We start from the raw sequence: 13,264 nt of genomic DNA on the forward strand, positions 1-13,264 counted from the left end.
GAAGGGGGCCTTTATGCCTGACCTGATGACTACCTTCAACTTCGTCCTGGAGATCGGCGGAGTGGAGATGGCCAGCTTCCGCAAGTGCTCCGGCGTCGAGTCGGAGACCGAGACGATCGAGTACAAGGAAGCCACCAAGGACGGAAAGATGATCATCCGGAAGGTTCCGGGGGCGATGAAGTGGAGCGACATCACCCTGGAACGCCGGATCGACGAGTCGAAGGCGCTGTGGGAGTGGCGCAAGCAGGTCGAGGACGGTGACGTGGACTCGGCCCGCCGGGACGGTTCCATCGTCATCAAGGACTCGATGAAGGCCGAGGTCGCGCGCTGGAACTTCGAGCGCGGCTGGGTGTCCAAGTGGACCGGCGCCGAACTCGACGCCGGCGGCAACGAGGTGGCTACCGAGAAGGTGGTCATCACCCACGAAGGACTCCACAGGGCTTGATGGCCTCACTTCGTTCGAGGAGCAACGCAGCATGAGTTTGCAGACCGAATTTCCCTTCACCCTCCCGAAGGGGTATGTCGACGAGCACGGCACGTTGCACCGCACCGGCGTCATGCGGCTCGCGTGCGCCCGCGACGAGATCGAGCCGTTGCGCGACGGCCGGGTCAAGGAGAACGAGGCGTACGCGACGGTCATCGTGCTGTCCCGGGTGGTGACCGAGTTGGGTACCGTGCAGCGGGTCACCACCAAGACGATCGAGTCGTTGTTCGTCAGCGACTTCAGCTATCTGCAGGACCTCTACCGGATCGTGAACTTCCAGGACCCGAGTGTCCTCGACGCCCTGGAGCCGGGCGCCCCTTTCCCGCTGACATCCGTGGAGGTGGGTTAGGGCACTACGCCCACGACGAGCTGTGGCAGGAGATCGCCTTCCTGGCGTACCACCTGCACTGGGACCTCGACCGGCTGCTCGACCTGGAGCACGGGGACCGCATCCGGCTGCTGCAGGAGGTCGGCGGCCTGAACGAACGCGCATGGCAAGGAGTGCAAGGTGGCTAAGGCGTACACCGTCGATCCGCCGTTCGTCGGCAAGTTCAAGTTCGAGATCGACGGCACCACCATCGGCGCGTTCACCGAGGTGTCCGGGTTGTCGGTCCAGCTCGACGTGGAGGAGCTCGCCGAGGGCGGGCAGAACGGGTACACGCACAAGCTGCTGGGCCGGATGAAGTGGCCGAACCTGGTGTTCAAGCGTGGTCTCACCGACACCGACGCGCTGTTCGAGTGGCTGATGACCGCGTCCGGCGAGGGCCTCACCGCGGCGGGCAACCGGGTGAAGCCGCGCAACGGCCGGATCAGCGTGCTGAACGCCGCGGGGGAGAGCATGCGGACCTGGTCCATCCTCGAGGCCAAGCCGGTGAAGTGGACCGGTCCGCGGCTCGCGGCGTCGTCCCGCGACCTCGCCATCGAGGAGCTGGAGGTGTGTCACAGTGGCTTCCGCTCCGGCACCTAGGCGCCGGCGCCCGGTGTTCCGGCCGCGCCTGCTGCGCAGCGTGGTCCGCCGCCTCGTCGGCCGCCTGCTGACCGACCGCCGCCCGGCGGCCGGTCCGCCCCCGGTCGCGGCCGGGGTGGTGCAGCGCGCCCCGGTGCGGGCGTCGTGGCCGGTGCTGCGCTGGTGGCATCGGGTACGCCAGGAGTCCGCGCCGGCCCGGCCCGCCGGTGCGGAGGCCGCCACGACGCCGCCGCGCCGCCCGATCGGGGCGGCGCCCACCATGCTGCGCGCGACCCGCCCGATGCTCGGACACGGCCCGATGCTCGGACATGGGCGGATGCCGGGTCCCGCGACCGCCGCACCGGCCCGGGGTGGTCCGCCGGCCGCACCGGCTGGGGGCGGTCCGCTGGCCGCACCGACCCGGGGTGGTCCGCTGGCCGCACCGGCTGGGGGCGGTCCGCTGGCCGCACCGACCCGGGGTGGTCCGCTGGCCGCACCGGCCGGGGGCGGTCCGCTGGCCGTGCCGCCGAACGCCGGGCCGGACGTGCGGCCCGGCCACGAACTGGTGCTGCGGCCCGCCTTCGGGCTCCCGGGCGGCGACGGCCGGGCACCCGGGCCCGCCGGCCGGAACACACCCTCGAGCGGCCGGGCCACACCCGCCGGCGAGCATGGATCCGGCCCGGTCGGGACGACCACCGGCGGGCGGAACGACGCCGAGCCGGCTCGCCGCGGCGGCCGGGCATCCACCGGGTCCACGACGACCACCGGCGGTGCCGGACCGGCGGCCGGCGGATCGTCGTCGGCCGCGTCGATCGGCGCCGCCCTCCCGGGCGACGACGGCCGCGGGTTCGGACCGGGCGGCGCCTTCGCGGGCGGCGCGCGGCTGACGGCGGGATCCCGCCGCGGTTTCGCCGGTGAGGCCGCCGGAGCCGGACTCGGCGCCGGAGCCGGACTCGGACCTGGACACGGCGCCGGAGCCGGACTCGGACTCGGACTCGGACTCGGAGCTGGACACGGCGCCGGAGCGGGACCTGGGTCCGGGGCTGGAGCCGGCAGCCTGCCCGGTGAGACGTTCGGTGCCGACCTCGCCGGCGGGCTCCCGGTGGCCGGCGTGCGCCGCGGCGCCGACGAGCCCGGTTCGCTCCCGGCAACCCCGGCCGGCACCGCCGCCGGCCGGGCGGCTCCGGGCTCGACAACCACGGGCTCGACAACTACGGGCTCGACAACCACGGGCTCGTCCAGAGCGGGCACCGCGAGCGCGACCACCGGCGCCACCGCAGGCCGCCGGCCGGTCACCGCCGCGGCGTCCATCGGCCGGTCCGGCGCCGGCACACCCGGCCCGGACACCGCGATCGGCGCCGCCACCCGGCTGCGCCGCGCCGTGACCCGGGCCGGCGGGCTCGCCGCCCGGCTCTCCCGGATCGCCGCCGGACCCGTTCGCCGGGACGGGTCCCTCGCCCGGCCGCCCGCTGCCGGCCCGTCGGTACACAGCCCCGAACCGGTCGGATACCTGCGGGTCCTCGGCGCCGCGCCACTGCCGCCGGGCCAGGTGCCCGATCCGGCCGGCGCGGTGCGGCTCAGCCCGGCGGCCGGGCATCGGCCGGGAGGGCCCGCGGACCGGGCCGGTGGCGGCGGTCACCGGACGTCCCCCGTACCCGGGATGTCTCCGCGGCAGCGGTGGGAAGCGGCCGTCGCCGCACGGCCGCTGGAGGCGCCCCGCTCGCTGCCCACCGCCCTGCACGCGATGGCCACGGCGATCACCGGGCGCACCCGGCCGCCGCAGTACACCACCGGCCCGGCCACCCGGCACGCGCTCGCCGCGGCGGGCGCGCTGGGCGCCACCACCGGCACGGTCGTGCACCTGCCGGGCCCGCCCGCGCCGGGGCCGTCGGTCTCCGCGGTGCTCGCCCACGAGCTGACGCACACCCGGAATCCGGTCCGGCGCCCACGGTTCTTCCTCGGCGGCGCGTCCACGTTGCTCGACGACGACGAGCGGTCCGCGCTCAGCGCCGGGCGGCAGGCCCTCGGCGGCACCGTCGACCAGGGCCGGGAGGCGGCCGCCGGGATCGTGAACCAGCTTCCGGTGGGCGGCGGCCTGGGCGCGGTCGGCGAGGTCGCCACCCGCGCGGCGCGAGCGGCGGTGCTGGAGGCCACGGCCGGGCCGATGGCGGCGGCGTCCGGGCTCGCCGGCGACGCGACGGGCGCGGTGTCCGGCGTGCTGAACAGCGCGTCGGGGGCGGCGAACACGCTCTCCGGTGCCGTCGACTCGATGTCCGATGCGGCCTCGGGCGCGGTGGACACGGTGAGCGGCGCGGCGTCCGGGGCGGCGTCGCAGGTCGCGGGCGCGGCCGGCGGGGCGGCCGCGGCGGCGAAGGCGGCGCTGGACCCGGACAAGGTCGTGGAGATCGTGGAGCAGCGGCTACTGCGCGAGATCGAGCGCCGTGGCGGCCGATGGGCAGGAGTGTTCTGATGACCGCACCGAGTGCGCCGGTGAAGGCGTTCCTGCTGACCGAGAAGAAGGTGCAGATCGACTGCCTGTTCAACCCGGCGGAGCTGACCATCGCCAAGTCGAACACCTGGAACGCCGCGGAGAACAAGGGCGGCAACGCACCCGAGCTGCGGTTCCAGGCCGGGCAGTCGGGCACGCTGACGCTGAGCCTGACGCTGGACACCACGGCCAAGGGCGAGGACGTCACCACGTACACCAACAAGCTGCTCGACCTGCTGAAGGTGGACCAGTCGCTGGCCGGCTCGGACCGGCAGCGCAACAAGGCGCGGCCGCCGTGGGTGGAGTTCCACTGGGGCAAGTTGCACTCGTTCAAGGCCATCGTGGAACGGCTGCAGATCAAGTTCACCTACTTCGCCAGTGACGGCATGCCGTTGCGGGCGAAGGCCGACATGACGTTGAAGCAGTACAAGGACGAGGCCGAACTGCCGCTGCAGAACCCGACGTCGCACACCCCGACGCTGCACACCGTGCACCGGCTGGGCCACGGCGAGACGCTGGACCGGGTGGCCGCGCAGCACTACGCGGACTCGACCCGGTGGCGGCTGATCGCGGAGGCGAACAACGTGGTCGACCCGCTCGCGCTGGAACCCGGCGCCCTGCTGGTCATCCCGGAACTCCCGGTGCGCCGCCGTGGCTGACGCGACGCGCCGCCTGGACGGCGTGGTGCTGACCGTGGACGGGCGACCGCTCGCCACCGAGTTGTACCCGCGGGTGTCGCTGGTGCGGGTGGAGGAGTCGGTGCACCTGCCCGACTACTTCGTCATCCACTTCGACGACCCGCACTTCGAGCTGTTCGACCGGGGCACCTTCACCATGGGTACGCGCGTCGAGATCGCGTTCCGGGCCGAGGGCGACCCGACCGTGGTGACCGCCGGCGAGATCACCGCGGTGGCCGTCGAACCCGGCTCGTCCGGCCGGCACGAGCTGGTGCTGACCGGCTTCGACCTGACCCACCGGATGGCCCGGGAACCGAAGTCGCGCAGCTTCCAGCGGGTCACCGACGCCGACATCGCCAGCCGCATCGCCGGCGAGTACGGCCTGGACGTGGACGTGGACGGCACCGGCGCGCCGCACGACTACGTGCTGCAGGCCGGCGAGACCGACTACGCGTTCCTGCGGCGGCGCGCGGCCCGGATCGGCTTCAACGTGTGGGTCAGCGAGCGCACCTTCCACTTCAAGCGCACGCCCCGGTCCACCGCCACCCCGCCGCGCCTGCGGTACGGGCAGAACCTGTCGAAGTTCGCGGTCCGGTTCTCCGCCGCCGAACGCAGCGACGAGGTGCAGATCCGCGGCTGGGACCAGCTCGGCAAGGAAGCCATCGCGGGCCGGTCCACCGAGACCGACCCGGGCACCGAGGCGCCCGCGGCCCGGGAGATGACCGACGCCGCACGTCGCGCGTTCGGTCAGGTCAAGCGCAACGCCGGACAGTTCCCGGTGACCGACCAGTCGGAGGCCGACGCGCTGGCGAAGTCGTTGCTGCTGCGCGCGTCCGGCGAGGAGGCGGTGCTGCGTGGCGAGGCGGCCGGTGACCCGCTGATCGGCGCCGGGGCGAAGATCCACATCGAGGGCATCGGTTCCCGGATGACCGGCGACTGGCGGGTCACCGGCGTCGAGCACGTGTACGGCGCCGGCCGCCCGTACGTGACCCGCTTCATCTGTGGCGGCAAGGAACCCGGCGGGCTGGCCGACCTCACCACCTCCGCACCGGCCGGCGGCGACCGCCGCGGCTGGAACGGTCTGGTGATCGGCATCGTCACCAACAACGACGATCCGGAGAAGCTGGGCCGGGTCCGGGTGAAGTTCCCGACGTTGTCCGCCGACGACGAGAGCGCGTGGGCGCGGATCTCCACCCCGGGCGGCGGTAAGCAGCGCGGCCTGCAGTGGCTGCCCGAGGTGGACGACGAGGTGCTGGTGGGCTTCGAACTCGACGACCACACCCGCCCGGTGGTGCTGGGCGGCCTGTGGAACCGGCAGGACGCCCCGCCCGACCCCGGCGCGGTGGCCGGCGGCGTGGTCAAGCAGCGGTTGCTGGTCAGCCGCACCGACTCCCGGCTGGTGCTGGACGACGACCAGCCCTCGGTGTCGCTGATGCTCGGCAACAGCCCCTGCCTGGTGAAGCTGGAGAAGTCCGAGTCGTCCCTGGTGGGTGACCAGAAACTGGTCGTGTCCGCCAACCAGATCGAGATCAAGGCGACCCAGAAACTGATGCTCAGCGGGGCCCAGGTGGAGATCACCTCGTCCGGTCCGCTGACCGCGTCCGGCAAGCCGATCCGGCTCAACTAAGAGGTGCACCGTGCCCCAGCCCGCCGCCCGACAGAACGACCCGGTCACCGGCACCGACACGCACATCCTGATGGTGCCGTCACCGGGCGGACCCGTGCCCACCCCGACACCGTTGCCGTTCGTCGGGCAGCTGATGACCGGGCTCTCCACCGACGTGCTGATCAACGGCCGGCCCGCCGCCGTGCAGGGCAGCATCGCGCAGAACATGCCGCCGCACATCGCGCCGCCGCCGGCCACGTTCAGCAAACCGCCCACCAACCAGGGCCGGGTGATGATCGGCTCGCCCACCGTGCTGGTCAACGGCAAGCCGCTGGCGCGGGTCGGCGACCAGGTCGCCACCTGCAACGATCCCGCCGACCTGCCGGTGTGCACGATCACCGCGGGCTCGGCCGACGTGCTGGTCGGGTGAGCATGCGACGCGACGACTTCATCGGCAGCGGCTGGGCGTTCCCCGCGGCGATCTCGCGTACCGGGTCGGTCCGGCTGGTCACCGGCGTCGACGAGATCGACGCCGCGATCCGGATGATCCTGTCCACGGTGCCGGGGGAGCGGGTGATGCGCCCCGACTTCGGCTGTGCCATGTGGGAGATGCTGTTCGCCCCGATCACCGCCGGCACGCTCGGCCTGGTCGAACAGGCGGTCCGGGAGGCGCTGGGCCGCTGGGAGCCGCGGATCACACTGCAGTCCGTGCTGGCCACCGGCGAACAGGGCACCGGCACCATCCACATCACCATCGGCTACCGCGTCCGGGCCACCAACGACGTCCGCAATCTGGTGTTCCCGTTCTACACCATCCCCACTGAGGAGCCCGCGCCATGAGTGAGCGAAGCGAACTCATCATCCAACTCAGCGTCGTAGTGCCTCATGCCGGCGCGGAGCGAAGCGGAGCGCCGGCATGAGCTTGCCCGCGCCCGACCTGGATGACCGCCGGTTCCAGGACATCGTCGACGAGGCGAAACGGCGCATCAACCGGCTGTGCCCGGAGTGGACCGACCACAACGTCTCCGACCCCGGCGTCGCGATGATCGAGCTGTTCGCCTGGATGACCGAGATGACGCTGTACCGGCTCAACCAGGTGCCCGACCGGCTGTACGTGAAGTTCCTGGAACTGGTCGGGGTGGAACTGTTCTCCGCCGTCCCGGCCCGCGCCGACCTGCTGTTCACGCTCACCGCCCCGCGCGACGAGGCGGTCCGGGCACCGGCCGGCACCCAGGTCAGCACGGAACGCCGCGACGACGAGGAACCGGTCGTCTTCCTCACCGACTCCGAACTGGAGATCCGGCCGCCGAAGCTGGTCGCCTGCCTGACCCACGCCGGTGACCGGTACGCCGACCACTGGGAGTCGCTGCGCCGCGAGGCGTCGTCGGTGCGGCTGTTCCCCAACGTCCGTCCGGACGAGGCGGTCTACTTCGGGCTGGCCGACCCCGCGGGCGGCCACCTGCTGCGCCTCGACGTCACCACCGGCCCGGAGGGTGCCGGTGTCGACCCGCGCCGCCCGCCCCGGGTCTGGGAGGCGTGGGACGGCCAGCAGTGGGCGTCGGTGCGGATCCTGGAGGACACCAGCGCCGGGTTCAACAGCCCCGGCCAGGTCACGCTGCTGCTGCCGGCCCGGCACGAGGCGCTCGCGCTCGGTTCCAAGCGGGCGCACTGGCTGCGCTGCCGGCTGGTCCGCGCGATCGAGGGCCAGCCGGAGTACACCAACCCGCCGGAACTGGAGTCGCTGTCCGCGGTCGCGCTCGGCGGGGCGGTGCCCGCCCACCACGCCGAACCGGCCCCGGCGGAACTGCTCGGCACCAGCACCGGCAAGCCCGGTCAGGTCTTCCAGGTACGCCGGGTGCCGGTGCTGCCCCGCCGGCACGACGAGACGGTCCGGGTGGTGCTGCCCCGCCACGAACGCACCGGCGAGCCGGAGGAACAGGAGTGGACCGAGGTCGCCGACCTGGCCGACGCCACCGCCGACGACCGGGTGTACACCTGGTCCGGCGCCACCGGTGAGATCCGGTTCGGGCCGCGGGTGCTGGACCGGCACGGGCAGGCCTGGCAGCACGGCGAGATCCCGCCGATCGACGCGCAGATCTACGTGACCGGGTACCGCTTCGGCGGCGGTCGCCGCGGCAACGTGGCCGCCGAGCGGCTCACCGTGCTGCACACCTCGATCCCGTTCGTCGCGTCCGTGGTCAACCTGGACGCGAGCGTGGGCGGGGTGGACGCGGAGACCGTGGAAAACGCGAAGATCCGTGGCCCGCTGCTGCTGCGCGGCGGCCGGCGGGCGGTCACCGCGGAGGACGTGGAACGCCTGACGCTGGACGCCGCCCCGAGCGTGGCCCGGGCGCGGTGCCTGCCGCCGTCGTCGCCCGGGGAGCCGGCCCGGCTGCTGGTGGTGCCGCGCGTCGACGTGGCGCCGGAGAACCTGACGCTGGACGACCTGGGGCTCACCGACGAGCTGGAGGAGCAGATCAAGGCGTACCTGGAGCCGCGCCGGCTGCTCACCATGCGGCTGCGCATCGAGGCGCCGCGCTACCAGGGGGTCAAGGTGGTCGCGGAGGTGCGGGCCGGTCCGGGGGTACGCACCGAGACCGTGCGGGAGCGCGCCGAGCGGGCCCTGTACGAGTACCTGAACCCGCTCACCGGCGGGCCCAGCGGTCAGGGCTGGCCGTTCGACACCGACCTGCGGCTCGGCGACGTGTACGGCGTGCTGCACGGCTCGTTCGGCGTGCAGGGGGTGGAGGCGGTGCACTTCTTCTCCGCCGACCTGCGCCGCAAGCAGACCCTCGACCAGGTGGAGCAGCGGCTGCGGCTGCAACCGGAGGCGCTGTTCATGTCGTACGAGCACCGGGTGGTGGTCCAGCAATGAGCGGAGCGGGGAGGCTACGGTCTGTACCGGCGCGGTGGATGAGCGCCGAGTCGCGGAGCGGGGGCAGGCAATGAGTTGGCTGGTGTCCCAACTGCCGCGCACCATGGCGCTGGATCCGGTGTTGCACGACTTCGTCTCGGCGTTCGAGGAGGTGGCCGACACCGTCCGGGAACGCATCGACAGCATCGAGCACCAGATGGACACCGGGCTGGCCAGTCCGGAGATGCTGCAGTTCCTGGGCGCCTGGCTGGGTCTGGAGCTGGAACCCACCGACCCGGCGGAGTACCGCCGCTCGATGGTCCGCGAGGTGGGCCGCCTGCTGGGCTGGCGCGGCACCCGTTACGGTGTCGAGGCGCTGCTCGAGGCGGCCACCGGCGCGCGGGTCACGGTGATGGACGTGGGCGGCGTGTACGGCCGCAACGACACCGTCCCGGAGGAGAATCCGGTGGTGGTCGTGCAGATGGATCACACCGGCCACCTGACCGAACGTCAGGTGCTCGGCTTCCTGCAGAGCGAGCTGCCGCTCGGCGCGCAGGTGCAGCTGGACGTGCGTTTCCAGCCGCAGAAGGCCCAGGGCCGCGCCCGTCCGACCACCGGTGGTGAGTGAGATGACCGACCAGTACGGCGCGGCACGCCAGATGCCCTGCCCCGACTGTGGTTCACCGGTGCGCCCGGACGCCGAGCAGCTCTGCCCGACCTGCGGCTACCCGCTGATGTTCCTGCGCCAGTCGGCGGAGAACGACGCCCGGTCCATTCCGCGTTCGCCGAACGAGCAGCTGGACCCGACCGGCATGACGTCGCTGGGCCCGCGGCCGACCGACACCCGCCAGTTCCCGGCGGCCACGTACGGCCGGGGACCGGCGCCGGCCGGCCAGGTGTCCTGCCCGGCGTGCGGGTATCCGAACGAGACGGCCCGGATCCGGTGCGAGCGCTGCGGATACGAGCTGCGCACGGCGCAACCGCGGGCGGTGGTACTGGGGCCGCCGGTGAGCCAGGCGCCGCCCCGGCGTTCCGGGATGTGGTGGCTGATCGTCCTGATCGTGCTGGCGGTCCTGTCCGTGCTGACGCTGGTGATCACCCTGATCGTGACCCGCTGACCTCGGAGCTTCCGGCTGCCCGCCACGGTGCGTCACTGAACCGTGGCGACCTGGCTGTTGCGCGGCGGTACCGCCTGCTGGATAGTGAACCCGACACCAATTGACAGTTGTCAATCGGCTATTCGTCGGAGGTCCAGGTCATGCGCCGCAAGGTCGCCTTCTGGGGCACGCTCGTCGCGTTGTCGTTGCCCGGCTCGGTCGCGGTCGCGCAGGCCGCCGAGGGCCCGCCGCCCCGGGCCGCCGCGCTCGCCCCGGACTTCGGTGCGCCGGAGGTCGTGGCGACCGGACTGACCGTACCGTGGGGCCTGGGGTTCCTGCCGGACGGCAGCGCGCTGGCCGCGGAACGGAACAGCGGCCGTGTCCTGCAACTGCGGCCCGGCAGCGCGCCGACCCCGGTGGCCACCATCAGCGGGGTGGTCCCGGGCGGCGAGGCCGGCCTGCTCGGCCTCGCGGTGTCGCCGACGTACGCCCAGGACGGCTTCGTCTACGTCTACTTCACCGCCGCGTCCGACAACCGGATCGTCCGCTTCCGGCTCGACGCGCCGCAGAACCAGACCGTCATCCTCAGCGGACTGGCGAGGGCGAACTTCCACGACGGCGGGCGCATCGCGTTCGGCCCGGACGGCATGCTCTACGCGGGCGTGGGCGACGCCGGTGACACCGCCAGCGCGCAGAACCAGCAGAGCCGCAACGGCAAGATCCTGCGGATGCGGCCGGACGGCGGCGTCCCCGCGTCCGGCAACCCGTTCGCCGGCTCCCTGGTCTACAGCCTCGGTCACCGCAACGTGCAGGGCCTGGCCTGGGACGCGCAGGGCCGGCTGTACGCCTCGGAGTTCGGCCAGAACACCTGGGACGAGGTGAACCAGATCGTGGCCGGCGGCAACTACGGCTGGCCGACGGTCGAAGGCCGCGGCAACGATCAGCGGTTCCGCAACCCGATCGTGGTCTGGTCCACCGCCGAGGCCTCGCCCAGCGGCGCCACGATCGACGGCAGCACGCTGTACGTCGCCGCGCTGCGCGGAACCCGGCTGTGGGCGGTGCCGCTGGACGGCAACGGCGGGGCCGGTACCCCGACCGCGCTGCTGCAGGGCCAGTACGGCCGCCTGCGCACGGTGGAACGGGCGCCGGACGGATCGCTGTGGGTCGCCACCAGCAACCGCGACGGCCGGGGCAGCCCCGCCGCCACCGACGACCGGGTGATCCGTTTCCCGGCGGCGGGCGGCGCCACCCCGCCCAGCACGCCCCCCAGCACCCCGCCGTCCACCCCGCCCAGCACGGGGCCGTCCACCCCGCCCAGCACCCCGCCGTCCGGCGAGCCCGGGCCCGCCGCGTGCGCGGTGACCTGGGAGACCGACGAGTGGGGCAGCGGCTTCGTGGCGAGCGTGGCGCTGACCAACCGCGGCGCACCGCGCACCGGCTGGACGCTGACCTTCACGTTCCCCGGCAACCAGCGGGTCACCAACGCCTGGAACGCCACCGTGACCCAGTCCGGGGCCCAGGTGACCGTGCGCGACGCCGGCTGGAACGGACCCCTGGCCACCGGCGGCACGGCCACCTTCGGATTCCAGGCGACGTACAGCGGGAGCAACGCCCGGCCCACCGACTTCAGCGTCGACGGCACAGCCTGCACGGCCGGCTGACCGGCGGGCTACCGGTCGGCCGGCTGACCGGCCTCGTCGAGGTCGGCGGCGAGTTCGTCGGGCGCCCGCATCCGCCACGCGTCGGTCACCAGTTCGCGCAGGCGGCCCACGTCCACCCGGGGCAGCCGCAGCATCACCAGCGGCAGCCCGTCGTACCCGGTGGTGGTGAAGAAAAGGTCCGGTTCGCCGAGCAGCAGCGCCTGTTTCTCGGCCTCGTCGCCGACGAACAACACCGCGACATCGGTACGGATCGTGCGCGGCTTCCCCGGCCGGCGTTCCGGATAGGACCAGACGAAACCCTTGCCGCCGACCCGGAAGTCGAAGCCGTCGCTGTCGATCTCCACGGTGTGCGGCAGGGCAAGCGCCAACCGGCGTACGTCGTCGGCGTCTGCCACCGCAGTTCCTCCCCGGGCGAAGGTGCCCGCGACGCGGGCCTGCCGAGATGGTACGGCGAAGCCGGCCGGGAATCAGCAGGGCCTGGTCTGCAGGTGGTACTTGACGCCGTACAGGCCGTGGAGTGAATCCAGGCCGGCGAAGCTCGTCTCGGTCGTCGGGTCCGAGGTGCCGGCGTCCAGCCGGAGGATGAAGGCGGTGTTGAAATACGGATTGGTGCCGCACGGCGGGAAGTGGAGTTCCTCGGCGGGGATCGGGTAGACGGCCTGCCACACGTCGTCGAACGGACCGGTCCAGCTGTGGTCCGGCGCGGGCTGCGGGGATTGCCCGCTGCGATAGTGCCGGGACCGTTGGGTGAATACCGCTCCCGGGGCGAGCGCGGCGTAACCGCCGTATTCGACCCGGTCGATCGCATAGGCGGCGCCGTCCGGCACGTGAATGCTGAGCACGACCTGGCAGGTCTTTCGCGCGGCGGTAGGGTGGACGTCCGGGCCGATCTGCACCTGGATGCTGTGGAACGAGAGGTGGACGGTTGCGTTGTCCGTCGAGCCCGCGACCCCGACCGAGCCGAGGGGGCAGCCGGCCACGGTCACGAGGTCGACCAGGAGCTCGTCGGTGTGCGCCGGGCCGGAGGCGGTCGCGGAGGCCGGGGGCGCCGCCGCCGAGGTAGCGGCCAAAGCCGTCAGAATAGTCGCGATAAGTGCCGTCTTTCGCATGAAAGTACCTTCCGCCGAAAGATAGGATTCGGGGACGCCCGGCGACCATAACATAATTGATTTGCGTCAATGTAGATCAATGTATTACGCATTCTCGAAACGATTCCACCGAGGTATGGCGATCATCGCAGGTCTAGGGGCGGCGTGCGGATCGTGGACGAGGCGACCGGTGCGCCAGCGGTGAGACGCCCGCCGCAGCACGCCGCTGACGCGACCTGACCGGAAACCAACTTGAGTGGGGGCATGGGTGATGGCCCGGGGTGGCCCGGGTGGTGGAGAGGTGTTCAGGCGGCGGCGGGGGTGAGGGTGACCTGTAGGCCCAGCGCTTCGAGTTGTTGGATC

15 protein-coding genes are annotated in these 13,264 nt (G+C 72.5%); 13 read left to right on the forward strand and 2 right to left on the reverse strand.

The features are described from left to right. Positions 1–25: 25 nt before the first annotated feature. From LDL48_RS36060 to LDL48_RS36115, 13 genes are all read left to right on the forward strand, one after another. Positions 26–445: a phage tail protein gene (locus LDL48_RS36060; protein ID WP_225259632.1), complete on the forward strand. Its 420-nt coding sequence runs from the start codon at positions 26–28 to the stop codon at positions 443–445. 31 nt (positions 446–476) lie between these two features. After that, a complete protein-coding gene (locus tag LDL48_RS36065) occupies positions 477–833 on the forward strand; it encodes a hypothetical protein (RefSeq protein ID WP_225259633.1) in 357 nt (118 codons plus the stop codon). Continuing rightward, positions 815–1,000, forward strand: coding sequence for a DUF6760 family protein (locus tag LDL48_RS45255; protein ID WP_364154272.1), 186 nt, complete (start codon positions 815–817; stop codon positions 998–1,000). Before LDL48_RS36065 ends, LDL48_RS45255 begins: the two co-directional genes overlap by 19 nt. Continuing rightward, on the forward strand, positions 993–1,451 hold the full coding sequence (locus tag LDL48_RS36070; protein WP_225259634.1) for a phage tail protein: 459 nt from the start codon (positions 993–995) through the stop codon (positions 1,449–1,451). Before LDL48_RS45255 ends, LDL48_RS36070 begins: the two co-directional genes overlap by 8 nt. Continuing rightward, positions 1,429–3,900 carry a DUF4157 domain-containing protein gene (locus LDL48_RS44805; protein ID WP_225259635.1) on the forward strand — a complete coding sequence of 824 codons (2,472 nt, stop codon included), beginning with the start codon at positions 1,429–1,431 and terminating at the stop codon, positions 3,898–3,900. The genes LDL48_RS36070 and LDL48_RS44805 overlap by 23 nt, the downstream gene beginning before the upstream one ends. Then, positions 3,900–4,577, forward strand: coding sequence for a CIS tube protein (locus LDL48_RS36080; protein ID WP_225259636.1), 678 nt, complete (start codon positions 3,900–3,902; stop codon positions 4,575–4,577). Before LDL48_RS44805 ends, LDL48_RS36080 begins: the two co-directional genes overlap by 1 nt. Beyond that, positions 4,570–6,222 carry a VgrG-related protein gene (locus tag LDL48_RS36085; RefSeq protein WP_225259637.1) on the forward strand — a complete coding sequence of 551 codons (1,653 nt, stop codon included), beginning with the start codon at positions 4,570–4,572 and terminating at the stop codon, positions 6,220–6,222. Before LDL48_RS36080 ends, LDL48_RS36085 begins: the two co-directional genes overlap by 8 nt. A 10-nt stretch (positions 6,223–6,232) precedes the next feature. Further along, a complete protein-coding gene (locus LDL48_RS36090; protein WP_225259638.1) occupies positions 6,233–6,631 on the forward strand; it encodes a PAAR domain-containing protein in 399 nt (132 codons plus the stop codon). Positions 6,632–6,633: 2 nt separating this feature from the next. After that, positions 6,634–7,041 (forward strand): GPW/gp25 family protein, encoded by a 408-nt coding sequence (locus LDL48_RS36095; RefSeq protein WP_225259651.1) that lies wholly within the window; start codon positions 6,634–6,636, stop codon positions 7,039–7,041. A 76-nt stretch (positions 7,042–7,117) separates the two neighbouring features. Beyond that, a complete protein-coding gene (locus tag LDL48_RS36100; protein WP_225259639.1) occupies positions 7,118–9,076 on the forward strand; it encodes a putative baseplate assembly protein in 1,959 nt (652 codons plus the stop codon). Positions 9,077–9,158: 82 nt separating this feature from the next. After that, positions 9,159–9,683: a phage tail protein gene (locus LDL48_RS36105; RefSeq protein WP_225259640.1), complete on the forward strand. Its 525-nt coding sequence runs from the start codon at positions 9,159–9,161 to the stop codon at positions 9,681–9,683. A gap of 1 nt (position 9,684) precedes the next feature. Next, positions 9,685–10,173 carry a hypothetical protein gene (locus LDL48_RS36110; RefSeq protein ID WP_225259641.1) on the forward strand — a complete coding sequence of 163 codons (489 nt, stop codon included), beginning with the start codon at positions 9,685–9,687 and terminating at the stop codon, positions 10,171–10,173. A 140-nt stretch (positions 10,174–10,313) separates the two neighbouring features. Further along, on the forward strand, positions 10,314–11,813 hold the full coding sequence (locus tag LDL48_RS36115; protein WP_225259642.1) for a PQQ-dependent sugar dehydrogenase: 1,500 nt from the start codon (positions 10,314–10,316) through the stop codon (positions 11,811–11,813). A gap of 8 nt (positions 11,814–11,821) precedes the next feature. Here the strand turns inward: LDL48_RS36115 and LDL48_RS36120 are convergent, their stop codons facing one another. Together LDL48_RS36120 and LDL48_RS36125 are read right to left on the reverse strand one after the other, a co-directional pair. After that, on the reverse strand, positions 11,822–12,208 hold the full coding sequence (locus tag LDL48_RS36120) for an MmcQ/YjbR family DNA-binding protein (protein ID WP_225259643.1): 387 nt from the start codon (positions 12,206–12,208) through the stop codon (positions 11,822–11,824). A gap of 72 nt (positions 12,209–12,280) precedes the next feature. Next, the gene (locus LDL48_RS36125; protein WP_225259644.1) at positions 12,281–12,922 is read right to left on the reverse strand and encodes a DUF4360 domain-containing protein; all 642 of its coding nucleotides are present in this window, start codon (positions 12,920–12,922) and stop codon (positions 12,281–12,283) included. Between the last annotated feature and the right edge of the window lie 342 nt (positions 12,923–13,264).

Source organism: Jidongwangia harbinensis (genome assembly GCF_020216025.1).
Lineage (GTDB): Bacteria > Actinomycetota > Actinomycetes > Mycobacteriales > Micromonosporaceae > Actinoplanes > Actinoplanes harbinensis.